At 60.7% G+C, this 25996-nt stretch carries 22 protein-coding genes and 1 pseudogene; 19 read left to right on the forward strand and 4 right to left on the reverse strand.

From position 1 onward, the window contains the following. Positions 1-101: 101 nt before the first annotated feature. The 10 genes from FJ972_RS25865 (at position 102) to FJ972_RS25910 (ending at position 8170) form a co-directional block, all read left to right on the forward strand. The gene (locus FJ972_RS25865; RefSeq protein WP_140524821.1) at positions 102-785 is read left to right on the forward strand and encodes a GntR family transcriptional regulator; all 684 of its coding nucleotides are present in this window, start codon (positions 102-104) and stop codon (positions 783-785) included. A gap of 15 nt (positions 786-800) precedes the next feature. Continuing rightward, a complete protein-coding gene (locus FJ972_RS25870) occupies positions 801-1472 on the forward strand; it encodes an amino acid ABC transporter permease (protein ID WP_140524822.1) in 672 nt (223 codons plus the stop codon). Continuing rightward, complete coding sequence (locus FJ972_RS25875) at positions 1469-2128, forward strand: amino acid ABC transporter permease (RefSeq protein WP_210239844.1); 660 nt, start codon at positions 1469-1471, stop codon at positions 2126-2128. The genes FJ972_RS25870 and FJ972_RS25875 overlap by 4 nt, the downstream gene beginning before the upstream one ends. Positions 2129-2162: 34 nt before the next feature. Beyond that, positions 2163-2939 carry a transporter substrate-binding domain-containing protein gene (locus tag FJ972_RS25880; protein ID WP_181173461.1) on the forward strand — a complete coding sequence of 259 codons (777 nt, stop codon included), beginning with the start codon at positions 2163-2165 and terminating at the stop codon, positions 2937-2939. A 69-nt stretch (positions 2940-3008) separates the two neighbouring features. After that, positions 3009-4118 (forward strand): enolase C-terminal domain-like protein, encoded by a 1110-nt coding sequence (locus tag FJ972_RS25885; protein ID WP_140514980.1) that lies wholly within the window; start codon positions 3009-3011, stop codon positions 4116-4118. A gap of 5 nt (positions 4119-4123) precedes the next feature. After that, a complete protein-coding gene (locus FJ972_RS25890; RefSeq protein WP_140498418.1) occupies positions 4124-5158 on the forward strand; it encodes a zinc-binding alcohol dehydrogenase family protein in 1035 nt (344 codons plus the stop codon). Continuing rightward, positions 5155-5916, forward strand: coding sequence for an SDR family NAD(P)-dependent oxidoreductase (locus tag FJ972_RS25895; RefSeq protein ID WP_140514976.1), 762 nt, complete (start codon positions 5155-5157; stop codon positions 5914-5916). Before FJ972_RS25890 ends, FJ972_RS25895 begins: the two co-directional genes overlap by 4 nt. 28 nt (positions 5917-5944) lie before the next feature. Then, the gene (locus FJ972_RS25900) at positions 5945-6634 is read left to right on the forward strand and encodes an RraA family protein (protein ID WP_140498420.1); all 690 of its coding nucleotides are present in this window, start codon (positions 5945-5947) and stop codon (positions 6632-6634) included. Between the two features lie 7 nt (positions 6635-6641). Continuing rightward, positions 6642-6938, forward strand: a complete 297-nt coding sequence (locus FJ972_RS25905; RefSeq protein ID WP_140498421.1) for a UxaA family hydrolase — start codon at positions 6642-6644, stop codon at positions 6936-6938. Further along, the gene (locus FJ972_RS25910; protein ID WP_140514973.1) at positions 6935-8170 is read left to right on the forward strand and encodes a UxaA family hydrolase; all 1236 of its coding nucleotides are present in this window, start codon (positions 6935-6937) and stop codon (positions 8168-8170) included. The genes FJ972_RS25905 and FJ972_RS25910 overlap by 4 nt, the downstream gene beginning before the upstream one ends. A 309-nt stretch (positions 8171-8479) precedes the next feature. Here FJ972_RS25910 and FJ972_RS25915 read toward each other — a convergent pair whose 3' ends face one another. From FJ972_RS25915 to cysT, 3 genes and pseudogenes are all read right to left on the reverse strand, one after another. Next, entirely contained in the window at positions 8480-9628 is a 1149-nt protein-coding gene (locus FJ972_RS25915; RefSeq protein WP_226880436.1) for a sulfate/molybdate ABC transporter ATP-binding protein, read from the reverse strand. Positions 9629-9753: 125 nt separating this feature from the next. Continuing rightward, a pseudogene (gene cysW / locus FJ972_RS25920) lies at positions 9754-10640 on the reverse strand (sulfate ABC transporter permease subunit CysW). Next, entirely contained in the window at positions 10633-11496 is an 864-nt protein-coding gene (gene cysT / locus FJ972_RS25925; RefSeq protein WP_140581282.1) for a sulfate ABC transporter permease subunit CysT, read from the reverse strand. The pseudogene cysW and the gene cysT overlap by 8 nt, the downstream one beginning before the upstream one ends. Positions 11497-12098: 602 nt before the next feature. On the opposite strand from cysT, the gene FJ972_RS25930 reads away from it, so the two are divergent. From FJ972_RS25930 to FJ972_RS25940, 3 genes are all read left to right on the forward strand, one after another. Further along, positions 12099-12773 carry a hypothetical protein gene (locus FJ972_RS25930; protein ID WP_140498426.1) on the forward strand — a complete coding sequence of 225 codons (675 nt, stop codon included), beginning with the start codon at positions 12099-12101 and terminating at the stop codon, positions 12771-12773. A 537-nt stretch (positions 12774-13310) separates the two neighbouring features. Further along, positions 13311-14660: a UDP-glucose dehydrogenase family protein gene (locus FJ972_RS25935; protein ID WP_140525324.1), complete on the forward strand. Its 1350-nt coding sequence runs from the start codon at positions 13311-13313 to the stop codon at positions 14658-14660. Then, the gene (locus tag FJ972_RS25940) at positions 14657-15685 is read left to right on the forward strand and encodes an NAD-dependent epimerase/dehydratase family protein (protein ID WP_140513533.1); all 1029 of its coding nucleotides are present in this window, start codon (positions 14657-14659) and stop codon (positions 15683-15685) included. The genes FJ972_RS25935 and FJ972_RS25940 overlap by 4 nt, the downstream gene beginning before the upstream one ends. Positions 15686-15742: 57 nt before the next feature. On the opposite strand, the gene FJ972_RS25945 is transcribed toward FJ972_RS25940, so the two are convergent. Next, positions 15743-16642 carry a formyltransferase family protein gene (locus tag FJ972_RS25945; RefSeq protein ID WP_140513531.1) on the reverse strand — a complete coding sequence of 300 codons (900 nt, stop codon included), beginning with the start codon at positions 16640-16642 and terminating at the stop codon, positions 15743-15745. Positions 16643-17075: 433 nt separating this feature from the next. On the opposite strand from FJ972_RS25945, the gene FJ972_RS25950 reads away from it, so the two are divergent. From FJ972_RS25950 to cysN, 6 genes are all read left to right on the forward strand, one after another. Further along, positions 17076-18059, forward strand: a complete 984-nt coding sequence (locus FJ972_RS25950; RefSeq protein ID WP_140513529.1) for a sulfotransferase domain-containing protein — start codon at positions 17076-17078, stop codon at positions 18057-18059. A gap of 17 nt (positions 18060-18076) precedes the next feature. Next, complete coding sequence (locus FJ972_RS25955) at positions 18077-19180, forward strand: glycosyltransferase family 4 protein (protein WP_140525323.1); 1104 nt, start codon at positions 18077-18079, stop codon at positions 19178-19180. A gap of 371 nt (positions 19181-19551) precedes the next feature. Then, positions 19552-21372: a sugar transferase gene (locus tag FJ972_RS30285; RefSeq protein ID WP_140513525.1), complete on the forward strand. Its 1821-nt coding sequence runs from the start codon at positions 19552-19554 to the stop codon at positions 21370-21372. A gap of 288 nt (positions 21373-21660) precedes the next feature. Beyond that, positions 21661-23064 (forward strand): lipopolysaccharide biosynthesis protein, encoded by a 1404-nt coding sequence (locus FJ972_RS25965; RefSeq protein ID WP_226880438.1) that lies wholly within the window; start codon positions 21661-21663, stop codon positions 23062-23064. After that, entirely contained in the window at positions 23065-24060 is a 996-nt protein-coding gene (gene cysD, locus FJ972_RS25970) for a sulfate adenylyltransferase subunit CysD (RefSeq protein WP_226880440.1), read from the forward strand. It abuts the gene before it with no gap. Beyond that, positions 24060-25991: a sulfate adenylyltransferase subunit CysN gene (gene cysN, locus FJ972_RS25975; RefSeq protein WP_140513523.1), complete on the forward strand. Its 1932-nt coding sequence runs from the start codon at positions 24060-24062 to the stop codon at positions 25989-25991. The genes cysD and cysN overlap by 1 nt, the downstream gene beginning before the upstream one ends. The last annotated feature ends 5 nt before the right edge of the window (positions 25992-25996 follow it).

The raw sequence follows: 25996 nt of genomic DNA on the forward strand, positions 1-25996 counted from the left end.
AGGTTGGCTTGTAACCCGAAAGATCGAAATCGGAAAATAAAAAATTTTCTATTTTTAATTTTTCTGTTGCGCCGAACCGGAACCTGACCGATGCTTGGGCCATGAGCATGATCAAGACAACATTGGCCGAGCAGGCCTACCGGGAGCTGCGGTCGCGGATCGTCGGCGGCAGGCTGGCAGGCGGGCAACGCCTGTTGCCTAACGAATTGGCGGCGGAACTGGGCATCAGTCCCACGCCTGTCAAGGAAGCCTGCCTGCGGCTGGAGGCGGACGGGCTTCTCGTCAATTCCTCGCGGCGCGGCATGGTGGTCCGCAGCTTCAACGAGGAAGCCGTCGAGGAATTATACGCGGCCAGGACACTGCTCGAGAAAGGGGCCGTGGAAGCAGCCTTCGACGCAGGACGGCTCGATGAGGCGCTGCGGGCGAAGCTCCAGGACAGCCTCGAAAACCACAGGCGCTTCGCCAAAGGGTCGTCGCTCGACGATCTGGCGAAGGCGCTCTCCCATGACCGGGCCTTCCACAGTTCGCTCGTCGGCGCCGCGGGGATACCGATGATCTCCGAGGTCCACTCCCGCATTGTCGGCCAGACGCATACGGTCTTCGTCTCGATTCCAGGCGATTACAGCCGCTCGGTCGAGGAGCACCAGGATATTCTCGATGCCATCGTCGCCGGCAAGAAGAGCCAAATCCTCGCGGCGCTTCAGCGACATCTCGAGAGAAGCCGGCAGAACACCTTGCGCCAGGTAAAAGTCCTTGCGCGAGCGATCGAACCGAACCTTGTTTAAAGACCGGGGACGAGTGTGGAGTACCTAGATTTTTCCGGGACATTCGCGCGCGGCGACCTGTTCGTGCACGCCGCCATGCTGACCGTCGGCCTGTCGGCCGCCGCGCTGGTACTGGGCATGTGCGTCGGCATCATCGGCGCCCTGATGAGACTTTCGAGTTCGAAAGTCCTCTCCTCAATCGCGGCCGCCTATGTGGAAATCATCCGAAACACGCCGTTTCTGGTGCAGATCTACATCGTCTATTTCGGCCTGCCCTCGGTCGGCATTCGCATTTCCGAAGTGACGGCGGCCATCCTCTCCCTGACGCTCTACGCGGGCGCCTATATCACCGAGATCGTCCGTGCCGGCATCCAGACGATCGGCAAGGGGCAGCGGGAGGCGGCGCACACGCTTGGCATGTCACCGTATCTCACCTTCCGCTATGTCGTTCTGCTGCCGGCGATTTCAGCGATCTTTCCGGCACTGACCAGCCAGTTCATCCTGATCATGCTGGCCTCCAGCGTCGTTTCGGTCATCTCCGTCCCGGAACTGACCGGCGTCGCCAATGATGTGCAGGGCCTGACCTTCCGCAGCCTGGAAGCCTATCTCGTGGTCGCGGCCATCTACCTTGTCCTGACGGCTGCATTCAAAGGCGTCTTCAAACTGATTGACCGTGCCCTCTTCTCCTTCCGCTTTGCAGGGCGATGACGATGTTCCAGACATTCAACCTCCATCATGTCGGGTTTCTGCTGCAATGTGCGACGTGGACGGTCGTCCTCTCGGGAATTGCGCTTGCAGGCGGGGCCATCGGCGGATCGATTATCGCCCTCATGCGCCTCTCCCGTTTCGCCTGGCTGCGCTGGATCGCACAGGCCTATATCTATGTCATCCAGGGAACGCCCCTGCTCGTCATTCTCTTCATCGCCTATTTCGGCGTCGCCAATCTCGGCTATGACCTTCCGGCGATCTACGCGGCCGGCCTTGGATTTACGCTCTACAGCAGCGCGTTCCTCGGCGAGATCTGGCGCGGGTCGATCCAGTCGATCAACAAGGGGCAATGGGAAGCGTCGTTCGTGCTGGCGCTTGGCTGGCGGCACACGATGACCGACGTCATCATCCCGCAGGCGCTTCGCGTCGCCATTCCTCCGACGGTCGGCTTCTCCGTTCAGGTCGTCAAGAACACCGCGCTTGCTTCGGTCGTCGGCTTCATCGAACTGACGAGAGCAGGACAGATCGTCTCCAGCGCCACGTTCCAGCCGCTGCCCGTCTATCTGACGGTCGCGGCCATCTACTTCGGCATCTGCTCCATACTGTCCCATGCCAGCCGCCGCCTGGAGTGCCGCCTGCACCAGGCAGCCAACTGAAGATCCGGTTCATCACACCAGGGAGGAAAGTATCATGCTATTGAAGAGACTTGCTGTCGGGCTCGCCGCCATGCTGGCGATGATATTGCCCGCGAAGGCCGAGAGCACGCTGGACGCCATCGTACAGCGCGGCACCATCAATGTCGGCGTGGGCCTTGGAACGCCGCCTTATGGCCTGATGGACAGCAGCATGCAGCCCGCCGGCTATGACGTGTCCGTAGCAAAGGCAATCGCCCGCGATCTCGGCGTCAAGGTCAACATCGTCGACACGACGGCAGCCAACCGCATCCCGAACCTGACTTCGGGCAAGCTCGACATCGTGATCTATTCGTTCTCGATCACCGCCGAGCGCGCCAAGGCCATCGCGTTCACCAACACGTACTATGTCGACCAGCAGGTCTATGTCGGTCCCGCCGACCAGCCGATCACCAAGATCGAGGATCTGGCGGGCAGGAAGATCGGCGTGACGCGGGCCAGCACGAACGACATCGTCATGACCAAAAAGGCCGTCGAAGGCGCACAGATCCAGCGCTATGACGATGACGCGTCGACATCCCAGGCGCTGTTCGCAGGCCAGGTCGAAGGCATCGTGACCAGCGGCGCGCTTGCCCGCGCCGTCGAGGAGCACGATCCTAACCTCAAGAAGCAGTTCGTTGTGGCGCAGGCGCCGATGGGCATAGGCCTGCGCCGCAACGACCCGGACTTCCTGCACTGGCTGAACACGGAGCTCTTCATGCTTCAGTCGACAGGTGAGCTGCAGGCCCTGCAGAAAAAATGGATGGGTGTCGAAGTCGACCTGCCCCGCTTCTGAGAATGACTGGATCCGGGACTCCCCCGGATCCACACATGCCGCTGCGATCGGTTTATCGAAGGTTTTTCCATGAAAATCACGGATGTGAAGGTGCGCTGCTGCCAGCGCAAACCAGGCGATTTTGCCGCCAGCGCGTTTCGAACCGGGGATTTCGCGAAGTTCGAATTTCTCACCGTCACCATGATGACGGACACCGGGCTCGAGGCAACCGCCTTCGGGTTCGCCGGTCGTTCGGCGGCGGGCGCCGGCAGGCTGATTGCCGACACGCTGCGTCCGTTCTTCATCGGCCGTGACCCGCTCGACCGGGAAAAGGCATGGCACGATTTCCGGGTGGCCGACCGCTGGTGGGGCCACTTGCCGATCTATGCCTACGGACCATTCGACACCTGCCTCTGGCTGCTGTCGGCCACCGCCGCCGGGCAGCCTCTCTACAAATATCTCGGAGCCTTCCGCGAACGCGTGCCGGTCTATGGCAGCTCGATGATCCTGTCGGGGCCGCAGGACTATGTGAAAGAGGCGCTGCGCGCCAGGGCCGAAGGGTTGCGGGCCTACAAGCTCCATACACCCGGTCTCGATCTCGACTACGATATCGACGTCCATCGCCAGGTCCGCGCCGCCGTCGGGCCGGATTTCACGCTGATGTCGGATCCGGTCTCGATGTTCAATCTCGAGCAGTCGATCCGCTTCGGCCGCGAGCTGGAAAGGCTCGACTTCTACTGGCTGGAAGAGCCTTTATACGACGAGGACGTTCATTCGCTGCGGGAGCTCGCACGCACGCTCGAAATCCCGCTCGTCGGGACAGAAGTCCTTGCGAAGCACCCTTACAGCATCGCCGAATGCATCTCGACGCGTGTCGTCGATCGCGTCCGGGCAGACGTTTCCTGGACGGGCGGCGTCACGGGCGTCATGAAGACGGCCCGCCTCGCCGAAGCCTTCGGCGTCAATTGCGAGATCCATACCGCCATCTTCCACCCGATGGAGATCGTCAACCTGCATTGCGCCGCGGCGATCAAGAACTGCGACTTCTTCGAAGTGCTCTATCCAATGGAGAACTTCGCCTTCGGCCTCAAGCAGCCGCTGCCGATCAAGGACGGCTACGCCGCGCCGCCGTCAGCCCCCGGCCTCGGGGTCGAGATCGACTGGGATGCCATCGACAACAGCACGATCTGTGAGGCCTGAGCGCCATGATGAAAGCTGTCTGCCTCGAGGAACCCGGCAAGATCTCGCTGGTCGAATTGCCCGAACCAAAACCGGGCCCGGGCGAAGTCGCGGTGCGGATGGAGTATGTGGGGTATTGCGGTTCCGACCTGACGTCGTTTCGCGGCCTCAATCCGCTGATCTCCTACCCGCGCGTCCTGGGCCATGAAATCTCCGGCACCATCTCGGCGCTCGGCGACGGCGTCAGCGCGCTTGCGGTCGGCCAGTCCGTGACTATTCTTCCCTATTTCAATTGCGGCAGGTGCCATGCGTGCCGCCTTGGCAGGCCGAACGCCTGCAAGGACAACCGGACGATGGGCGTCCAGCGCGAGGGCGCGATGGCCTCGATCATCGTCGTTCCCGCGGGCAAGATCATTCCGGTCGAGGGCATGCGCCAGCGGGACCTCGCGCTGATCGAGCCGCTTGCCGTCGGCTTCCATGCCGTCCGCCGCTCCGAGCTTTCGGCTGGAGAAACCGTCGTCATCCTTGGCTGCGGCGTCATTGGGCTCGGCGCCTTGCTCGGCGCTGTCAGGCGGGGCTCACGCGTGATCGCAGTGGACCTTAGCGCCGACAAACTCGCCGTTGCCAAGGTGCTCGGCGCCACTGACACCATCGATGCGTCGCGCGAAGATGTCCTGGCGCATGTCCTGGAACTGACCAGTGGGGACGGTCCGCAGGTCGTCATCGAGGCGGTCGGCGCGGATGCGACCTTTCGGCAGGCGATCGATCTCGTGGCGTCCTGCGGCCGGGTCGTCTATGTCGGCTACGCCAAGAACAAGATCGCTTACGACACCAAGTTCTTCCTGCTCAAGGAGATGGATATCCGCGGGTCGCGCGGCTCCGAGATCGCCGATTTCCACGATGTTATCGGCTATCTGAAGCAACATCGGGACGCCGGCGACCGCATCGTCTCACGCGTCGTGCCAATCGAGGAAGCCGGTGCGGCCATGCAAGCCTGGGACAAGAACCCCGGAGGCTTCACCAAGATCGTCGTCCGGATCGAAGCGAAGGAAGACGCATGAGCATCAAGGATATCTTCGGGCTGGAGGGGCAGCATGCGCTGGTGACCGGCGGCGGAAGCGGTCTCGGCCTTGCGATCGCCACCTGTTTCGTCGAAGCCGGCGCCAAGGTGACGATCGTCGGCACCAACGCCGCGAAGCTCGCTGCCGCCTGCGAGACGCTGGGGCCTTCCGCCACGAGCCATGTCTTCGACGTGACCGACACTGCCGGTGCCACGGGTTTCGCCAGCGAGGTGGCAAAAAAATCCGGACGCGTCTCGATCCTCGTCAACAATGCCGGCAACACGGTCAAGAAGCCGCTCGGCGAGATGAGCGTCGAGGCTTTCAATTCGGTGCTGAACGTCCATGTCGGCGGCGCCTTCGCCCTCTCGCGCGCCTTCCTGCCGCAGGTGACGGAAGCAAGGGGCAGCATTCTTTTCACCGCCTCGATGAGCTCTTTCCTCGGCATTCCCAACGTGATCGGCTATTCGGCGGCGAAAGCCGCCTATGTCGGCATGGTGAGGGCGCTCGCGACCGAACTTGCGCCCAGCGGGATACGCGTCAACGGTGTGGCACCAGGCTGGATCGACACCGCGCTTCTACGCCAGGCCACCGCAGCCGATCCGGAAAGGGCGCGCAAGATCAACAGCCGCATTCCCATGGGTCGTTTCGGCGAGGGCGCCGATATCGGCTGGGCCATGACCTATCTCGCCTCACGCGCCTCAGCCTATGTGACCGGCCATATACTGGTGGTCGACGGCGGCGCGCTGCACGGCTTCTGACACCATAGTTTTTCGAGGGAGAAAACAGATGACGACCGATACTGACAAGGCGATCTTCGAAGTCATCCGCAAGGAACTCTTCACGGCCGTCGTCGGCGACGTGCTCGATGTAATGGGCCACCGCCGGCAGTTCCTGCCGGCCGGGATCGTGCCGTTGCAGCCGGAGATGAAAGTCATCGGCCGCGCGATGCCGGTGCTGGAGGCGGACGTGTTTTCCGGCGGTTCGCCGGATGCGCACGGTCCGCTCGCGAACAAACCGTTCGGCCTCATGATGGAAGCGCTGGACAGCCTGACGGAGAACGATGTCTACATCGCCAGCGGCTCCTCCTTCCGCTACGCGCTGTGGGGCGGGCTGATGTCCACCAGGGCCCAGAAGCTGAAGGCTGCCGGCGCCGTCCTCAACGGCTATATCCGCGACTCCTGGGAAATCGAAAAGCTCGGCTTTTCGGTCTTCTCGCGCGGCATCTATGCCCAAGACCAGGGCCCGCGAGGCAAGGTGATCGACTATGGCTGCCCAATCGAGATCGAAGGCATCCTGGTAACGCCCGGCGACCTGATCTTCGGCGACCGCGAGGGCGTGCTTGTGATCCCGCGCGAGGCGGAAAAGGAAGCGATCGAGCGCGCGATCGAGAAGGTCAGCACAGAGAACAAGGTCGCAACCGCGATCCGCGACGGCATGAGCGCCTGCGAAGCCTTCCGTACCTTCGGCGTCATGTGAGCCGACGATGGACGATCCTCGTCTGCTCCTGCTCTGCGATCACGACAATGTGCTGGTCGCCTGCCGGCGCATCGAAGCCGGTGAGACCATCATCGTTGGCGGCGAGTCGCGCATTCTGATCAAGGCCGTGGAGCTCGGCCACAAGCTGGCGCGGCTGCCGATCGCCCCGGGGATGAAGGTCATCAAATACGGCGTCCCGATCGGCTCGGCGACGCGGTCGATCGGACCCGGCGAGCACGTCCATATTCACAATCTGAAGAGCGACTACACCAAAACGCACGTAATAGCGGAGACCGGATCATGACCGGCGAACAGTCCACCATCCTCGGCTATCTCAGGCCGGACGGTCGCAAGGGCATCCGCAACATTGTGATCGTGGCCTATCTGGTAGAGTGCGCGCATCATGTCGGTCGCGAAATTGTCTCCCATTTCCGCGGCAGGGACGTGCATCTGATCGGCTTTCCAGGCTGCTTTCCCAATCCCTATGCGCAGCGGATGATGGAGCGTCTGTGTACGCATCCCAATGTCGCCGCGGTACTGCTGCTGTCACTGGGATGCGAAAGCTTCAACAAATTCTCGCTCGCCCGCACCGTCGAGGCAAGCGGACGGCCGGTGGCCACGCTGACGATCCAGGAAAACGGCGGTACTTTGTCGACGATTTCCGACGGCATCGAATGGGTCGGGCAACGCCTGCAAGAGCTGGGCGCGGTCGCGAGAGTGCCAATGGATGCGAGTGAACTTATTGTCGGCACGATCTGCGGCGGGTCGGACGGCACCAGCGGCATGACCGGCAACCCCGCCGCCGGCCTTGCCTTCGATCGGCTGGTCCGTGCGGGAGCAGCCTGTATTTTCGAGGAGACCGGCGAGCTGATCGGCTGCGAAGAGATCATGGCGAGCCGTGCCGTGACGCCTGAACTCGGCGTCGAGCTGCGCGCCTCCGTGGCAAAGGCAGCGCAATACTACGCGACGCTAGGCTATGGCAGTTTCGCTCCGGGCAATGCCGATGGCGGCCTATCCACCATCGAGGAGAAATCGATGGGTGCCTATGCCAAATCGGGCTCGTCGCCGATTTCGGGCCTCATCAAGCCGGGCGACATTCCCCCTGGCGGCGGACTCTACCTGATGGATGTCGTGCCGGACGGGGACGTGCGTTTTGGCTTCCCCAACATCTCGGACAATGCCGAGATCGTGGAGCTCATCGCTTCCGGTTGTCACCTCACGCTCTTCGTCACCGGCCGCGGTTCGGTCTCGGGGTCGGCGGTCGCACCGGTCATAAAGATCTGCGCCAATCCCGAAACATACCGTCGCCTGTCGGGCGACATGGACGTCGATGCCGGACGTATCCTCGAAGGGGCCGCCACCTTGTCGGATGTCGGCGACGAAATCTTCAATCTGGTTCTTGCTGTCGCCAATGGCCATGCGACGAAATCCGAACAACTCGGGCACCGCGAATTCATCCTGACCTACAAGACTTTCGAACCGATCGGTCCCGCATGTCTGCCGGGCGCACAGCGAAAGGCTGGTCACCGAAGCTGAAGCTGCCGGCGTTTGCCGTGTGCCTGCGAGCGCTGTTTGCCTCTGTGCTGAAGCGGCGCGATCCTTGACCAGCGCAGGAGCAAATGCATGGCGGGCCGAACAATCTGGCGACAAGCTCACTCGTTTTGTTTGAAGCGCGGCACGCCGAAACGGATTCATGCGAGCCGCTTAGGTCTTGTTTTGCATGTCGCTAGATCGAACCGAGGTTGCTTGGGCAACGTGCATTGGAAACGAGGTGCGCAAAAAAGGGTTGCGGCAAACCAGCATTGGGCTGGCGGCTCGCAACCGCCTCACCCCCATGCGGACAATTCAAATCACCGGGCCTGCGTCAGCCATACGCCGCTTCCTGATATCTGGGGGAAGCGTCTTCTCGTTTTGGCGAGGGTTCTGTTCCGCCGGCGCGAATGAGCTGCCTGCCTGATCCGAAAAAAACAGCTTCCAGCGGCCCGGGCGGAACGCTACCCGGCTCTTCTGCGCCGCGGGATGGTCGACGGGCAGCTCGATCTCGACGCGCTGGCGTTCGCCGCCGATCTCGAGTTCCACCCGGCGGGTGCCGGCGACGCGGCGGCTGGCGACCACCGTGCCGGCGATGCAGCCAGAGCAGCCGCTCAGCAATTCGACATCGTGCGGGCGGAAGTACAGCCTGGCATTGCCGCTGGCGGCGTCCGGCGCCGACAGCCCGATCGGGCGATCGGCGAGCCAGACCTCGCCATTCTCGACCTTGACGGGAAGCGAGCTCGATTCGCCGATGAAGCCATAGACGAAAGGCGAGTTCGGCCTGTCATAGATGTCGTCGGCGGTGCCGACCTGCTCGATGCGGCCCTGGCTCATCACCACGACGCGGTCGGCAAGCTCCAGCGCCTCTTCCTGGTCGTGGGTGACGAAGACGGTGGTGTGGCCGGTGGCGTCATGGATGTCGCGCAGCCAGCGGCGCAGTTCCCGGCGCACCTGCGCATCGAGCGCGCCGAACGGCTCGTCGAGCAGAAGCACTTTGGGTTCGATCGCCATGGCGCGCGCCAGCGCGACGCGCTGGCGCTGGCCACCGGATAGCTGCGCCGGATAGCGCTTTTCCAGGCCCGAGAGCTGGACCAGGTCGAGCAGTTCGGAGGCGCGGCGGCGGATCTCCTGCGCCGGCGGCCGCGTCGAGCCCTGCCGGACCTTGAGGCCGAAGCCGATATTGTCCAAGACCGTCATGTGCCGGAACAGCGCGTAGTGCTGGAAGACGAAGCCGACATTGCGCTCCTGGATCGATTTGTGCGAGGCGTCCTCGTCGCCGAAGAAGATCTTGCCGCGCGTCGGCCGCTCCAGCCCGGCAATCAGCCGCAGCAGCGTCGTCTTGCCCGAGCCCGACGGCCCCAGCAACGCGATCAGCTCGCCCGACTTGATGTCGAGCGACACGTCATGGAGCGCGGGAAACCGCTCGAACTCCTTGCGCACATTGGCAACGCGAACTTCCATCAACAGTCCCTTTGTAGTGGCTGCATGCCGTTATCCCAAAACCGGTTCCCGCTTTTGGGCGACATGTCTTTTGTTTCATGCATGCCGTTATCCCAAAACCGGTTTCCACTTTTGGGCGACATGCATCAATGTCCACGCGCCGCGGCGATCTCGGCGCCGTAACGCATCTCGAGCAGTGTCTTCAGGACCAGCGTCACCAGCGCCAGGCCGGCCAGCAGCGAGGCGACGGCAAAGGCGCCGACGGCGTTGTATTCATTGTAGAGGATCTCGACATGCAGCGGCATGGTGTTGGTCAGGCCGCGTATGTGGCCCGACACCACCGAGACCGCGCCGAACTCGCCCATGGCGCGCGCATTGCACAAGAGCACGCCGTAAAGCAGCCCCCATTTGACGTTGGGCAGCGTCACATACCAGAAGGCCTGCCAGCCATTGGCGCCGAGCGACAGCGCGGCCTCCTCGTCGCCATTGCCCTGCTCCTGCATCAGCGGGATCAGCTCGCGGGCCACGAAGGGGAAGGTGACGAAGACGGTGGCCAGCACAATGCCGGGCACGGCGAACAGGATGACGATGCCGTGCGCCTTCAGCCAGGCGCCGAGCAGCCCCTGGGCGCCGAACAGAAGCACATAGACCAGGCCCGAGATGACCGGCGAGACCGAGAGAACGGCAGGTCGATCAGCGTGGTCAGGAAGGCCTTGCCCTTGAACTCGAACTTGGCGATCGCCCAGGCGGCCGAGATGCCGAAGACGACATTGAGCGGCACCGAGATCGCCGCCACCAGCAGCGTCAGCCGGATCGCCGAGCGCGTATCGGGATTGCCGAGCGCCTCGGTGTAGGCGCCGACGCCCTTGGCGAAGGCTTCGTTGAAGACGATGATCAGCGGCAACAGCAGGAAGATGCCGAGGAAGGCGAACGCGATCGCCATCAGCACGGCCTGCGCCGGGCGGCTTTCGGTTACCGCCGCCGAGCGGCTGTCGTGATGCGGCTCGTAGGATTTGATCTCCGGATCAGCCATAGCGCTTGCGGCTCCATGTCTGCGCCAGGTTGACGATGAGCAGCATCAGGAACGACAAGGCCAGCATGATCGCGGCGATGGCGGTCGCCGCCGGGTAATTGTACTCCTCCAGCCGGATGACGATCAAAAGCGGCGCGATCTCGGACTTGTAGGGCAGGTTGCCGGCGATGAAGATGACCGAGCCGTATTCGCCGACGCCGCGCGCGAAGGCCAGCGCGAAACCGGTGACGATGGCCGGCGCCAGGCCCGGGAACAGCACCCGGGTGACGATCTGGAAGCGGCTGGCGCCGAGCGTGGCGGCGGCCTCCTCCACCTCCTTGTCGATCTCCTCCATGATCGGCTGCACGGTGCGCACGACGAAGGGCAGGCCGATGAAGACCAGCGCGATGACGATGCCGAGCGGGGTGTAGGCGACCTTGAGCCCAAGCGGCAGCAACAGCTTGCCGATCCAGCCATTGGGCGCGTAGAGCGTGGTCAGCGCGATGCCGGCCACCGCCGTCGGCAGCGCGAAGGGCAGGTCGACCATGGCATCGACGATGCGGCGGCCGGGAAAGCGGTAGCGCACCAGCACCCAGGCGACCAGCGTGCCGAAGACGACATTGACGGCGGCCGCGACAAAGGCGGTGCCGAAGCTGATGCGGAGCGCGTTGATGGTGCGCCGGTCGGTGGCGATCGCCCAGAAATCGGTCCAGCCGAGCGCCGCGGAGCGCCAGATCAGCCCCGACAGCGGAATGAGGATGATGAGGGTCAGGTAGGCAAGCGAGAAGCCGAGCGTCAATCCGAAACCCGGAATGACGCTCGGCTGTCGAAATCGCCAACCCGCCCGAGCGGGTGCTGTGATGGCCACTGCTGTCATGGAGTTCCGGATCGCCCCACTCTTCAAGCCAGATTGCCCTTCGCTATGACTTCAAGAGCCTTGGACGTGCAAGTTCGTTGAAAGATATGGTGCCTACTTCCATTCGCCCAAAGGCGTGTGGATTTTCTTCCTTCGTCGTCATTCGGGCTTTCTCCGGCTCTTCTGACTACTCCTTACTGCGCAGGTCTCCAGGTCTGATTGGACGAGCACCATCACCGAAATGATAGGGTACGCGTATTCTTCAATCGTCGAAAAGCCACAAGCCTTGCATGTCGCGACCAGCGTTGGGTCCCGAGCATCCACCGCGCGCATACCGCCCGGCAGACGGCGTTCGGCGGATCGGACGGCAGAATTTGCAGACGTCGTCGTGTGGACCAGGCGACGCCGACAATGACGAAAGCGAAGCTATGGCAGCAAGTAGTAGCGAACACAATCGCGCGCGGATCAGCCGACAGTCGGAAGTGGGACCCTTGCTCAAAAGAATAGGTTGGCCACGCCACTAAGATATCTCACGCGTTCCCGTGATGGCCTTCTACGCAATACAAAACCAACGCATCATGGAGCGCATAAATCAGATTAGAAATCCGCCTGGGGAGGAGGATATGAAAAACATCTCAAATGACCTGATGGAAATTGCCGGCCGAATTCGCCCTGCGCGGGAAGCCTTCGCGGAGGCGGACAGGAGGAGGGTCGAATCCGCTTTGGAGGCAGGACGACTTCTTTGCCAGGCCAAGGACGACTGCCTGCACCAGCAATGGATGGCTTTCCTGAGATGGGCCGATATGGATGAACAAGAGGCTCGAAAGCTGATGCAGCTTGCCCGCGCGGGACTGACATCGTGCGTCGTTTCGGAAATCGGCGGCATCGATGCGGCACTGGCCTATCTTGTGGAGGCAAGATTGCCCGAGCCGGAAGAGTGCCTGACGGTGGGCCGCGTAGGCTGGCCGGAAAAGAACACGCCCTTCGCGATTATCAAACCCAATGCCGCGCATCCCGGCTATTACGATATCGCCATTGCCGACATGTGGGCCAATCCAGCAACGGTTTTCTCATCGAGAAAGCCGCTTCGGGGGGAAAGCATGAGGCAAGCCGACGGATCGTTCTTCAACAGCCTCTGGCATATTGTCGATCGTGAATTGGATGTCCCGCATTCGCAGCGCGAGTTCCAGATGATGCCGGCGGATCTGTTCTCGCGAGATGGTGCCTTCCTCTTCGCCAAGCCTGTCTCCGCGGCTGACAGTGCGACGGAAAGCGAGGCGCACAGCTACATTCTTTGAATGTTCGCCGGCAAATGCGACCGCGCGCAACCCGCAACAATTCCATTGCATGGACCGGAAAAACGCCCTGCCGGCCTCGGCGTGCTCTGCCTAGCGTTGTTCGTCACGGCAGAACACTCCAGCGCGCAGTCTCACCCGGACGAAGATCTATCATGCTCAGGCGAGGCTGTTCGAGGGCAATTTCCTGACTCGGCTCCCGGACGGCAAGTTGAAGCGAGAACCGAACTACCTCTAAGAGCATGGCAAAAGACCAAACGGCCGCCGACCGGAATTTTGACGGAAAATGAACTCAAGCAATCGACGCGCCAATGAAGCGCCGTCAGCCGGCTTGCAGCCGAGCGTGGCTGCGCGCCAGATCATCTCGTCTCGTCCATTTGCAATGGCCATCAGCACTTAGCGTTGTCAAACCGCGCCAGACGACCGTCCGGGCCCATACCAGGTCTCGGAAGTGGTAATGTCTTATCCGATTGCGCACTCCATTTTCTTGGCCGCTGCTGGCTTAATCGCGTCAGTTGTCATCATCAGAGTGGCGGTTACATGCGCATCGCGATTGTTGGTTCGGGTTACGTGGGTCTTGTATCGGGCGCTTGCCTGGCTGATTTCGGCCATCAAGTCGTCTGCGTCGATAAGGCGGAGGCCAAGATTGCCGATCTCCAGGCCGGAAGAATGCCGATCTATGAGCCAGGTCTCGACGACCTCGTCGACAAGAATTCCGCGAGCGGCCAGCTCACCTTCACCAGCACGCTTACAGCGGCAGTCGCCGATGCGGACGTGGTGTTCATTGCCGTCGGGACGCCTTCGAGGCGAGGCGACGGCCATGCCGATCTGTCCTATGTCTACGAAGCGGCCCGGGAAATCGCGGCCGCTGTTCACGGGTTCACCGTGGTGGCAATCAAATCCACGGTGCCGGTGGGCACGGGGGATGAGGTCGAACGGATCATTCGCCAATGCAATCCCCTGGCCGATGTGGCCGTCGTCTCCAACCCGGAATTCCTGCGCGAAGGAGCCGCGATCGACGACTTCAAACGACCAGACCGGATCGTTATCGGCCTCCCGTCGGACGAGCGTGGCCGGGAGGTGATGGCGGAGGTGTATCGGCCGCTCTATCTCAACCAGGCACCCATCCTGTTTACCGGCCGCCGCACGTCCGAGCTGATCAAATATGCGGCCAACGCCTTCCTGGCGCTCAAGATCACGTTCATCAACGAGATCGCGGATCTCTGCGAGAGCGTGGGCGCGAACGTGCGCGAGGTAGCGCGGGGCATCGGGCTCGACAATCGCATCGGCTCAAAGTTCCTGCACGCCGGCCCGGGCTATGGAGGATCCTGTTTTCCAAAAGACACGCTGGCTTTGGTCAAGACGGCGCAGGACAGCGGCGCGCCATTGCGCCTGATCGAAACGACGGTTGCCGTGAACGACCAGCGAAAACGCACCATGGCGCGCAAGATCGTATTTGCCTGCGGCGGAGATGTCCGCGCAAAGACAGTGGCCTTGCTGGGTCTTACCTTCAAACCCAACACCGATGACATCCGTGAAGCGCCTTCCCTCTCGATCATCCAGGCCTTGATCGATTTTGGAGCACATGTCCGAGTGTATGACCCCGAAGGCATGGAACAGGCGAAAATCGTGCTCGGCACAAGCGTAAGCTATGCCGAAGGCGCCTATGAATGCGCCGAGGGCGCCGACGCGCTGGTCATCGTGACCGAGTGGAATCAGTTCCGCGCCCTGGATTTTGAACGACTGTCCCGCACGATGTCGAAACGGGTGGTGGTCGACCTGCGCAACATTTACCGGCGGGAAGACATCTCCAAGCACGGCTTCGAGTACGTGAATATCGGTGAGGGAGCGGTCGGAGACAAGGCAGTTTTCGCCGCGGCCGCGGAATGAGGTATCTGGTCACCGGCACCGCAGGATTCATCGGTTTTCACCTGGCGCGCCGGCTCCTCGACGACGGTCATCGCGTCACCGGCTTCGACGGCATGACGCCATACTATGACATCGTCCTGAAGCAGTCCCGACACGCCCTGCTTCAAAGATACGACGCCTTTCGCGCCCATATCGGCCAACTGGAAGACCTGGATGCCCTTCGCCGCGCCGCGGACTACGCCCGGCCCGATGTGATCGTGCATCTGGCCGCGCAGGCCGGTGTCCGCTACTCAATCGACAATCCGCGAAGTTACACGGACAGCAATCTCGTCGGCTCGTTCAACGTCCTTGAGCTTGCGCGTGATCTCAAGCCCCGGCATTTGCTCCTTGCGTCCACGAGCTCGGCCTATGGAGCGAACGACAAGATGCCATTCGTCGAAACCGACAAGGCTGATTGGCCGTTAACCTTCTATGCGGCCACGAAGAAGGCGATGGAGGCGATGGCGCACTCCTATTCACATATCTTCGGAACGCCGACCACATGCTTCCGCTTCTTCACCGTATACGGCCCCTGGGGCCGGCCCGACATGGCGCTCTTCAAATTTGTCGACGCGATCGAGAACGGCCGTCCGATCGAAGTGTATGGCGAAGGCCTGATGAAGCGCGATTTCACCTATATCGATGATCTCGTCGAAGCCATCGTCCGACTCGTCGAATGCACGCCGGCGACAGGTCGCGCGGCGTCCGCTCCCGGCGTCGTCGACACGCTGTCACCCGTCGCGCCGTGGCGTGTCGTCAACATAGGCGGCGGCGAGCCTGTCGGGCTGCTGCCTTTCATCGAGACGATCGAGAACTGCCTGGGCAAACGCGCCATCCGCAAGATGTTGCCGATGCAGGCTGGCGACATGCGGGCAACCTATGCCGACCCCCGCCTGCTGGAGGCCCTTACGGGCTTTCGCCCTTGCACCAGCGTCGAGGACGGGGTGACCGCCTTCGTACGCTGGTATCTGGAAGAACGGCCGTCGCGGCCGACAATCGCCGCCTGAAGCGCGCAGACCTGTGCTCCGTGCACGCGCCTAGGTCCTTGGCGCGACACAGGTTGGTCATGCCGAGGCCAGCTTGGCATGTATCCTGGGCCTTTCGCCATGCCAGGATGTCACCTCAATGGCGGCTCCGTCTCCACAAAGCACTGTAAAGCCGCTGTCGGTATGAGTTTGGACCTGGCCGGTCAGCCCGATATGGCGCCCAGGCGGGGCAAACATGCGCGCCTTGTCGATCACGATCTTGGCACCGGCAGTGAAAGTGAAGGCGCCCGGATAGGGATCGCCGACGGCGCGGACGAAACGAAGGACATTCTCGGCAGCATCGCTCCAGTCGATTATTCCGTCATCGGCCGTGCGCTTTGCGCAATAGCTGGCAAGGGATTCGTCCTGCGCGACGCCCACGGCCTTGTCACGACTTATCGCCGAAACGACAAGCGGCGTCATCTCGAACAGTGCCTGCTTGTGCTTGTCGTAGAGCGAGCGCGCGGTCTCGTCCGGTGCCACGGCAAAAAGCTTCTGGAGGACGATAGGGCCACTGTCGACACCCTCGTCGAGCCGGAAGAAAGTCGAGCCCGTCTCCTTTTCATTCGCAATGATCGTCCAGGGGATCACCGCCCTGCCCCGAAAACGCGGTAACGGCGCCGGGTGAAAGCCGATCGAGCCATATCGGGCGACCGAGCGAAATTCGCCGCGGCAGATTTGCGACCAGCCGACCACCATCGTCAAATCGGGCCGCTCGGCTTCGAGCCTGTCGATCGTGTCGGGCGCATTGATGTCCTTGGTCAGGTGGACCGCGGCCCCGGCCAGGCGTGCCGGCCCCGCCAGATCGACGAAATCGGAATGGCGTTTGGAAGCTTCGCCCGCAAGGGTGACAAGCAGCGAAGGCGTCATGCCAGCTTCGACAAGGGCATCGAATGCGACCCGAGATCCCTCCACCGCACCGACAAAGGCTATGCGCATGAATTCAAGGCTCCAACTCACCGGCGTGAGCGATAGATGGACACAGATCTCTTCTATTGTCTGCTTCGTTTCTGCGCCCAAGTCCTCCTTTAGAGGTAAACGGCAGCCGGCGATGCATCCCTATGTGCAACTCGTCCCTTCAAAGAAAGCTGGGTATTTAGGGGTTGCGACAGCGGGATTGGAATACGCGATGGACAGCTTCGCCGGCTTGGCATTTCTGGATCGCAGCGCCACTACAGTCGGGAAGGGCGGATCTGATCTGCTACGCATGGCGATCCTGCTTTCTGGACGCCGACGCATTTGTGCTTTCGTCCCGCTACGAAGATTGCGCGGTACCACTCAAGGCCATGGCCGGCAGCCCGCCCATCGCGTCCTTCGACTGCGACGTCATACATGCTGCGCTACGATCCCCAAGGACTGAAGACCTGTCACCATGCTGACGACCACCCGTCTGACATTGCATAAGATCGACGCCCGGATCAGGATGACCTGGGCTGCGTCGGGCGCAGACGCGTTTCTTGTCTCCTATCCCGAATCTGGAGCAACCCAGCTTAGACATATCCTTTCGGAATACTTTCGTCGCCACGCCAACGGCGAAAATGTCCATCTTTCGCCAATGTTCGAGGTTCTTCCGGATTTCGATCTCGATCCGACGAGGGGCATCCCGGCTTTTCGTTACACAGATGAGCGCCATCGTGTGCCGCTCGTCCTGGTTTCGCACCTCACCTATAGACGCTCGCTTTTTCTCAACCGACCCATCATCTTCATGACTCGAGATCCGCGCGACGTAATCGTGTCAGCTTATTTCGATGCCACACGTCACAAACGCTGCTTCGAAGGCACCATGGACGCGTTCATTGCCGATCGCGAACAAGGCCTGCCGGCTCTGATAGTATATCTGAATGATTGGGGTAGAGGTCTAAAGCATCACGTAAGTGCAGTATTGGGCTATGGGGAACTGACGGAAGACCCTATGGGTGCCTGCACGCGTATCCTGAGATTTCTCGGCCACACACCGTCCGTGCGCGCGCTTCAGGATTCTATCGACGCCTCGCGTTTCGATGTAATGCGTGAGCATGAGATGGCGGGCGGCCTAGCGGCCCACGATGGCGAAAGCCAGCATGCGCGTCCCGGCAAGGTCGGCGGCTTTTCCGATCATCTTAGTGATGCGCAAGCCGAACTCATTGAGCAGACCTGCATCGACTGGCTAACTCCAGCCGCGATCGAACTGCTTGCCCGTGGCGGAACGCGGCTCGCATGCGGCTGGTATGAACTTCGCCGCCAATTCATGGATGAACACGGCCAAGGCGAGACGATCAAGAGAGATCTTCCTGTCGTCGAATCCCTTTCCACCAATCCATGCAGCAACTTGGCGGAGATCGCCGAGAAGTATGGAAACAATCCATCGACGTCCTGACGTTAAGAGGGGAGTAAATGCGACTTGCGATTGTGCAGGCGGGCCTGGGTGCAGGAGGGACGGAGCGCGTCGTCAGTCTGCTTGCCGCAGATCGATGCAGGCGCGGAGATGAAGTCCATCTATTTGCTTTCGTGGGAGAGCAAGACAAGAGCTATTTTGCCCTGCACCCGAAGGTCACTGTCCACAGACTTGTAGAGGATGGAGCTTCGCGGCTTTCGAAACTCGGATTTGTCCGCAGCTTGCGGCGCGTGGTCGTGTTGCGCGCGGAATTCAAGCAGCTTCAGCCCACTCTGATCGTTTCATTTCTAACAAAGATTAATATTCTCTGCCTGCTGGCGGCGAAGAATCTTGGCATCCGGGTTATTATCTCGGAAAGAAACAATCCCAAAGCGCAGAAGAAACACGCCGCTTGGCGGCTCGTTTCTGGCATCATACTTCGGCAGGCGGATCGGCTCGTCATGCAGACTGATGCGATTGTCAAGACGCTTCCGGATACGCTCAGAAAAAAAGCCCACGTTATCGGAAATCCTTGCGAGGTCATCGGAAATCCGTGCGAGGCGACCGATGCCTACAAAGACCATGGCAATGAGATGTTTCGCCTGGTCGCCGTCGGACGCCTGGTGGAACAGAAAGGCTTCGACACGCTGATAAAGGCGTTTGCTAAAGTCGCCAGCGAATTTCCGGCATGGGCGTTGACAATCTTCGGCGAGGGACCTGATCGGGTTCTTCTTCAACGTCAGATCGATGCGTTGGATTTGGAGGACAGGGTAAAGCTTGCCGGCATTACCGAGCGTCCGGGCGAATGGGCGCGCGACGCCTCCCTCTTTGTCCTGCCGTCACGCTACGAAGGCTTTCCCAACGTGCTGATCGAGGCGATGGCGGCAGGCCTGCCCGTCGTCGCAACGGACTGCGATTTCGGTCCATCCGAAATCATCGAACCAGGCGTTTCGGGTCTGCTGGTACCAGTCGACGATGTTGCCGAGTTGGCATCCGCGATGGCATGCCTGATGCGAAACAATGCTCTTCGCCACAAAATGGGTAGATCGGCCCGGAAAACAATCGATCGGTTCTCAATGCAGCAGATTGCGGAAAAATGGGACTCCGCTTTGACGAAATTCTGAAAGTGAAGGCAATCGATCACGAACTCAGTTATTCAGGTTCGTGATCTACGGATGAAAATATCCAATGCCGGACAAGAACACCTCGAGCGTTTTCAAATCTGGCGCACATATCCTGATGTTCATCCGGAGAATGATCTTTGATAGGCGCACTTTACAGCCAATGTAACTAAAAGCGGCGACCTGTCGCGCGTGGAAGGCAATGCCCGCACATCGTCCCTGATTGGGATCGGTCTCAAGACACAAGGCACATGTAGACTTCGAGATTGTGTCCCGTGGCGTGGCCTGGCTTTTGACCACTACGAAGCCTTGCGGTTGGCCAGAGGACGTATCAGCGAGCTGCGGCAGGCATGCCGATGAAAGGAGCATCGCTCATGAAACGCACGTTCGATCTGCTCGGTGCCGCCTGCCTTCTGCTGCTGATGTCGCCCTTCATCGCGGTGCTTTCAATAGCAGTCGCGCTGCTTCTTGGGCGGCCTGTTTTTTTCCGCCAGGAACGTCCCGGCCTGCACGGGAAACCATTCAAGATAATCAAGTTCAGAACGATGACCGATCGTCGGGATCGTCATGGCCGGCTGCTTCCCGATGCTGACAGGCTGACTGGCTTTGGCAGCTTTCTGCGCGCAAGCAGCCTTGATGAGCTGCCCGAATTGATCAATGTATTGCGGGGTGAGATGAGCCTCGTCGGGCCTCGTCCCCTCTTGATGGAGTATCTCCCCCGCTACAGCCCTGAGCAGGCGCGTCGTCACCAAGTCATTCCCGGCATCACAGGTTTGGCGCAGGTGAACGGCCGCAACGCACTTGATTGGGAGAACCGCTTCGTCCTGGACGTCTGGTATGTCGATCACCGGACCTTCGCACTTGACCTGAAAATTCTCTGCCTGACCTTTTACAAGATCTTCACCCGAGAGGGGATCAGCGCCGCGGGACACGCCACCATGCCCGAGTTCATGGGCTCGCAGGTTTTGCAGTCGGGCGGGCCGTTGAGGACGTCTGGATCGCGCCTGCCACGGTTGGCCGCAAGGGTTGCAGCCATCGGTATTCTGCTAGAACTTGGGACTGCCGCTTTCGTTTTTGTTGTCGATCCATATGGGATCAACCATCATCTGGAGATTCCTGATTTCAATGCCGAAAAGACACATCGCCTTTCGATCGGTACGACAGCCGAGCGCTCACTACGTCTATGGCTCACCGACTACGACACTTTGATCCTCGGCGGCTCGCGGGCGCGCGTCGGGCTTGATCCCGCCGGACCGAGCCTAGCTAGGCTGAAGGCCTACAATGCCGCGGTTCCGCATGCGAGCATGGTCGAACTCTATGACATTGGCATGTTCGCCCTGGCTCACGGCGCACCCCGCCGGATGATCGTCAATCTCGATTTCTCCATGTTTGAGGCGGACCGAACGGAAACCCAAGATTTTCCGGAGTCCGGCTTTGCCGGAGTCCCAATGCCTATCGTTTATGCGCGGTCCCTGTTCTCCCCCGAAAGCTTTATCGACGCTTTGCGGACGGTGCACGCCAACAGCATTGGATTTCGGGAGACCGACAAGGAAGACGGTTTTCACCAGATCATGTTGGCACATAATTACAGCTACAGACAGGTGTCCGACCAGAGGCTGAATCGGTTGATGGCGGAGTTTTCGTCTCCCGGCAGCTTCGATTATGACATCACCAGAATCGGCCTGTTGCATGACCTGCTGGATCGTCTCACCGCCGCTGGAGTAGACGTCACGCTCTTCATTTCGCCGATACATGCTCGTCAGATGGAAGCACTCAGGGCCATGGGGCTACTCCCGGTTTACGACCGCTGGCGTGTGGATCTGACGTATACCGTAAGTCAGGTCAACGCATCCAAGACAGCCACGTCTGAAGTGAAACTGTGGGATTTTAGCGGCTATAACTCCGTTACAATGGAAGACATTCCGGATCCGGGCGATCGTCATCAGACGATGCGGTGGTACTGGAGCTCTGCGCGTTACACTCCGGCCTTGGGAGAGTTGATGCTGGATCGCATGCTCGGCCAAGCCTATTCGGGCCCGTCGGATTTCGGCATATCTCTTACCGGATCCAACCTTAGATCAATCCTCGACCAACAGCGAAAGAGGCGCACCATATATGTCGTGCTTCATCCCGAGGAGATTAATAGGATATGGAGCCGTTTGCTTTTATTTAAATTTACAAAGCCAAATATCTAGGCAATTTTCTCTTTATTAGTTCGGTATGTCTTATAGTTCTACTTTTTTGTTCCGCATATATTTAGCGATAAAACGGCCATGAAGCTGCTACCGCTAATGGGGTAGGCCATCGGTCGTAGCGGCGATCAGGTCCTAGCTTATTGGGGTTGCGACAGGACCAAACTTGGTCGTGGCGGCTTTCTGGTTTCTGCCGATGATGGATGCATCGGCAGAAACAATCCCGGAGAACGACCAAGGGACGCGTACTGCCGATCAAGAATGAGCGGGGCGACTTTGGCTACGGTTGCGATGATCGGAAGACTGGCTCGACGGGCGCTGCAAGCTGCCAGGCGCAAGAGTGCGGGCCGCACGCGCCTGGCCAATATCGCACACCTTCTGACCGGCAATTTTCTTGGCTCATTGCTGGCGCTTGTAGCCTTTACGCTTTCAGCACGAGCGCTTGGCGTGACGAACTATGGTGAGCTTGCATTGATCATCGCGTTCACAAGGGTCGTCGAACGCGTTGTCAGCTTCCAGTCGTGGCAGCCAATTATCAAATACGCAGCCGGCATGAACGCATCCGAGGGCCACGAGAATTTGCGCGTCCTCATGAAGTTCGGCCTGCTTATCGATGTCGGCGCCGCTGTCAGCGCCTGGGTCGTCGCCATTGGCGCGGCCCTTCTCATTGCGCCGGTTTTCGGTTGGTCGACGCAAATTGTGCATCTTCTTGTTCTCTACTCCAGCGTTCTGCTATTTCAGATTTCCGGCGTCCCCGTGGCTGTCCAACGCATGGCCGGCAACTTTCGCCTCCTCGCCTATGGGCAGCTGCTCAACGCCGTTCTGCGCGTATTGCTGTGTCTGCTCGGCGTGCTGCTCAACGGCGATCTCGCTTACTTCACGGCGGTTTGGGCCGGAACGCAGATCCTCGGCTCCCTGGCGCTCCTGACGCTGACCATGCGCGCGCTACACAGGCAGGGTGTCCACAATGTCCTGGGCGCGCCTTTGGCCGGCATCACACGCCGCTTCCCTGGCATCTGGAATTTCGCGTGGTCGTCGAACATCTCACTCACTTTGCGCGCGAGCGCGCAAGAACTCGATACGCTGCTGGTGGGATGGCTAGCCGACCCGGCCTCGGCTGGCTTGTACCAGATCGCCAAGCGTATAGGCCGCGTCGGCCAGCAAGTAGGCCCGCAGGTGCAAAACGTTCTCTATCCCGATGTCGCCCGCCTTTGGGCAAAAGGCAGCATCGAGGAATTCAAGCGGGTGATCTTTCAGACCGAAGCCATGCTGCTCTGCTTTGGCGTCATTTGCGTCCTGGTCGTGGCGGTGCTCATCCGGCCGCTGCTCGCCTGGACCGCGGGACCGGAGTTCATAGGCGCAGCCAGCCTCGTCATCGTGCAGATGGTGGCGGTCACGTTCGTGCTTTCGGGCTCAGCCGCCCGCTCGGCGCTGCTTGCCATGGGCCGGCAACGTGAGGTGTTGCGCATTGTTGTCGTTGCCACAGCCGCCTTCCACGTGACGGCCCTCCTGCTCATCCCGCGGATCGGCGCGATGGGGGGCAATATTGCCCATATCGTCCTGGGCATTCTGTGGGCCTTCGGCCTGGCGCTTTCGTTGCGACAGGCGCTCAAGACCGCCCATCATCCCGACCGGCAAACCCCGCCGGCGGACGCTCTCAACCAAGCAAGTCTTGCCCCTTCAAAGGCGATCTAGATGTCTCTTGCACCTCAAGCTCTTGCGCCTCAAGCCCAGGCACCTCAAGCCCTGGTCACTTTGCCTGCAGCGCAGCGGCGCTCGCCTTCCTCTCCTTCGTGGCTCACACATCTGCAACGACTCGAGGCTGAATCAATCCATATCATTCGCGAGGTCGTCGCCGAACTGCGCAACCCGGTGATGTTGTATTCGGTGGGCAAGGACTCGGCCGTAATGCTCCATCTCGCGATGAAGGCCTTCTATCCGTCGCAACTGCCGTTCCCCCTTCTCCACATCGACACGACGTGGAAATTCAAAGAAATGATCCGTTTCCGCGACGAGACTGTCGCGCGGCTTGGCCTGAAGCTGCTGGTGCGTAGCAACGAGGCCGGCCTGGCCGAAGGGATCACGCCATTTACACATGGCTCGTCGACCTACACGCAGATCATGAAGACGGAGGCGCTGAAATCGGCACTGACCTCGCTCGGCTTCGACGCCGCTTTCGGCGGCGCGCGGCGCGACGAGGAAAAGAGCCGCGCGAAAGAACGGGTGTTTTCGCTGCGCAGCGATAGCCATGGCTGGGATCCAAAGAACCAGCGCCCGGAACTATGGAACCTCTACAACGGCCGGCTGAAACCAGGGGAGTCCGTCCGGGTCTTTCCTCTCTCGAACTGGACCGAAACCGACATATGGCAGTACATCATGAGGGAGAACATCCCCATCGTCTCGCTGTATTTCGCGGCCAAACGCCCCGTGGTGGAGCGCGACGGACAGTTGATCATGGTGGACGACGATCGTCTGCCGCTCCGCCCAGGCGAATCCCCCGAAATGCGCTCGGTACGCTTCCGCACGCTTGGCTGCTATCCCCTCACCGCGGCCACTGAAAGCACTGCCGCGTCTGTTCCCGAAGTGCTCCAGGAAATGCTTGTCGTGAGGACCTCCGAGCGATCAGGTCGGCTGATCGACCATGACGAGGCAACCTCGATGGAAAAGAAAAAGCGCGAGGGGTACTTCTGATGCTGGGTTTTGCTCAAACCGCGGAACTCGAATCTTCTTCGATAGACGAGATCACTTCGCAATATCTTGCTGTCCACGAGAAGAAGAGCCTGCTGCGATTTTTGACATGCGGCAGCGTGGACGACGGCAAGTCGACGCTGATCGGCAGGCTGCTCTACGACACGAAGCTGCTGATGGAAGACCAGCTTGCCACACTTACCCGCGATTCCCAACGCCACGGCACAACCGGCGGCGATCTCGACTTCGCCCTTCTGGTCGACGGTCTGGCCAGCGAGCGCGAACAGGGCATTACGATCGACGTGGCCTATCGTTTCTTCGCCACGGAACGGCGCAAATTCATAGTCGCCGACACGCCCGGCCATGAGCAATACACCCGCAACATGGCTACTGGCGCATCCAATGCCGACCTGGCGATCATTCTTGTCGATGCGCGGCAGGGCATTCTGACCCAGACACGCCGACATTCCTTCATCGTTTCGCTGCTCGGAATCCGGCATGTCGTCCTTGCGGTCAACAAAATCGACCTGGTCGATTATTCGCAAACGGTATTCGACGAGATCGAGGCGACCTATCGAAGCTTCGCGGAACCGCTTGGCTTCGCGTCTCTGGATGCCATCCCGCTGTCGGCGCGTTATGGCGACAATGTTCTTTCGAAAGGCGAGAACCTGCCCTGGTATCGGGGCCCGACGCTCATCGAGCATCTGGAAACCGTCGAGGTGGAACGAGACCGCCGTAGCGCGCCTTTCCGGATGCCGGTGCAATGGGTCAATCGCCCGAACCTCGACTTTCGCGGGTTTGCCGGCACCATCGCCGCCGGCGTGATCCGGCCGGGAGACCGTGTGGTCGTGGCACGATCCGGCGTGACGAGCCTGGTCAAGCGCATCGTCACCCAGGACGGAGACCTGTCGGAGGCAGCGGCCGGCGAGGCTGTCACGCTGACGCTCGAAGACGAGATCGACGTTTCTCGCGGCGACGTCCTGGCGGGGGCGGCGGAGCGCCCGGAAGTGTCAGACCAGTTTGCGGCCCATCTGCTCTGGATGCACGAGGATCCATTGATCCCCGGCCGCCCGTATCTGATCAAGCTCGCCACCAGCGTGGTGGGTGCGAGCGTTACGCAGATAAAACACCGGGTTGACATCAATAATTTTGCAAAACTGGCAGCAAAAACCCTCGAGAAGAACGACGTCGGCTTCGTCAACTTGACGACACAGGCACCGCTCGCCTTCGACCCGTTCTCCAACGTGCACGAAACCGGCGCGTTCATCGTCATCGACCGGATCAACAACCACACGGTCGGTGCCGGAATGATCGACTTCAGTCTGCGCAGGGCGAACAACGTCCATTGGCAAGCACTGGATGTCGACATGAATGCGCGGGCGATCGCCAAAGGTCAAAAGCCCGTGGTGCTGTGGTTCACAGGCCTGTCGGGCTCCGGAAAGTCGACGATCGCGAATCTCGTGGAGAAGCGCCTCCATGCGATCGGCAGGCACACCTACCTTCTGGACGGCGACAATGTTCGCCATGGCTTGAATCGAGATCTCGGCTTTACCGACGCGGATCGCGTGGAGAACATTCGTCGCGTCGCCGAGGCCGCCAAGCTGATGGTCGACGCGGGGCTGATAGCGCTCACTTCATTCATTTCGCCATTCCAGGCGGAGCGGCGGATGGCGCGCGACCTCTTCGGCCCAGGGCAGTTTATCGAGATCTTCATCGACACACCACTGGAGGTCGCTGAAAGCCGCGACCCGAAGGGCCTTTATCGACGCGCCCGAAATGGGTTGATCCAGAATTTCACGGGCATCGGCAGTCCCTATGAGCGCCCGGAAGCGCCACAGATCACGGTTACGCCGGATCTGAGCGCCGAGGAGGCCGCGGAAGTGATCGTCAGCTACCTCGAACGAGGCAGCTACCTCGGAACCGCGACCGGGTAACAGGC

The organism is Mesorhizobium sp. B2-1-1 (genome assembly GCF_006442975.2).
In the GTDB taxonomy this organism is placed as follows: Bacteria; Pseudomonadota; Alphaproteobacteria; order Rhizobiales; family Rhizobiaceae; genus Mesorhizobium.

Excerpts from the sequence above, each read along its gene's own strand:
- FJ972_RS25905 (WP_140498421.1), top strand. The coding sequence starts at position 6,642 with ATGGACGATCCTCGTCTGCTCCTGCTCTGCGATCACGACAATGTGCTG.
- FJ972_RS25875 (WP_210239844.1), top strand. The coding sequence starts at position 1,469 with ATGACGATGTTCCAGACATTCAACCTCCATCATGTCGGGTTTCTGCTG.
- FJ972_RS25930 (WP_140498426.1), top strand. The coding sequence starts at position 12,099 with ATGAAAAACATCTCAAATGACCTGATGGAAATTGCCGGCCGAATTCGC.
- FJ972_RS25965 (WP_226880438.1), top strand. The coding sequence starts at position 21,661 with ATGATCGGAAGACTGGCTCGACGGGCGCTGCAAGCTGCCAGGCGCAAG.
- FJ972_RS25910 (WP_140514973.1), top strand. The coding sequence starts at position 6,935 with ATGACCGGCGAACAGTCCACCATCCTCGGCTATCTCAGGCCGGACGGT.
- FJ972_RS25900 (WP_140498420.1), top strand. The coding sequence starts at position 5,945 with ATGACGACCGATACTGACAAGGCGATCTTCGAAGTCATCCGCAAGGAA.
- cysN (WP_140513523.1), top strand. The coding sequence starts at position 24,060 with ATGCTGGGTTTTGCTCAAACCGCGGAACTCGAATCTTCTTCGATAGAC.
- FJ972_RS30285 (WP_140513525.1), top strand. The coding sequence starts at position 19,552 with ATGAAACGCACGTTCGATCTGCTCGGTGCCGCCTGCCTTCTGCTGCTG.
- FJ972_RS25915 (WP_226880436.1), bottom strand. The coding sequence starts at position 9,628 with ATGGAAGTTCGCGTTGCCAATGTGCGCAAGGAGTTCGAGCGGTTTCCC.
- FJ972_RS25865 (WP_140524821.1), top strand. The coding sequence starts at position 102 with ATGAGCATGATCAAGACAACATTGGCCGAGCAGGCCTACCGGGAGCTG.
- FJ972_RS25950 (WP_140513529.1), top strand. The coding sequence starts at position 17,076 with ATGCTGACGACCACCCGTCTGACATTGCATAAGATCGACGCCCGGATC.
- FJ972_RS25935 (WP_140525324.1), top strand. The coding sequence starts at position 13,311 with ATGCGCATCGCGATTGTTGGTTCGGGTTACGTGGGTCTTGTATCGGGC.
- FJ972_RS25955 (WP_140525323.1), top strand. The coding sequence starts at position 18,077 with ATGCGACTTGCGATTGTGCAGGCGGGCCTGGGTGCAGGAGGGACGGAG.
- FJ972_RS25940 (WP_140513533.1), top strand. The coding sequence starts at position 14,657 with ATGAGGTATCTGGTCACCGGCACCGCAGGATTCATCGGTTTTCACCTG.
- FJ972_RS25890 (WP_140498418.1), top strand. The coding sequence starts at position 4,124 with ATGATGAAAGCTGTCTGCCTCGAGGAACCCGGCAAGATCTCGCTGGTC.
- FJ972_RS25895 (WP_140514976.1), top strand. The coding sequence starts at position 5,155 with ATGAGCATCAAGGATATCTTCGGGCTGGAGGGGCAGCATGCGCTGGTG.
- FJ972_RS25945 (WP_140513531.1), bottom strand. The coding sequence starts at position 16,642 with ATGCGCATAGCCTTTGTCGGTGCGGTGGAGGGATCTCGGGTCGCATTC.
- FJ972_RS25880 (WP_181173461.1), top strand. The coding sequence starts at position 2,163 with ATGCTATTGAAGAGACTTGCTGTCGGGCTCGCCGCCATGCTGGCGATG.
- cysD (WP_226880440.1), top strand. The coding sequence starts at position 23,065 with ATGTCTCTTGCACCTCAAGCTCTTGCGCCTCAAGCCCAGGCACCTCAA.
- FJ972_RS25885 (WP_140514980.1), top strand. The coding sequence starts at position 3,009 with ATGAAAATCACGGATGTGAAGGTGCGCTGCTGCCAGCGCAAACCAGGC.
- cysT (WP_140581282.1), bottom strand. The coding sequence starts at position 11,496 with ATGACAGCAGTGGCCATCACAGCACCCGCTCGGGCGGGTTGGCGATTT.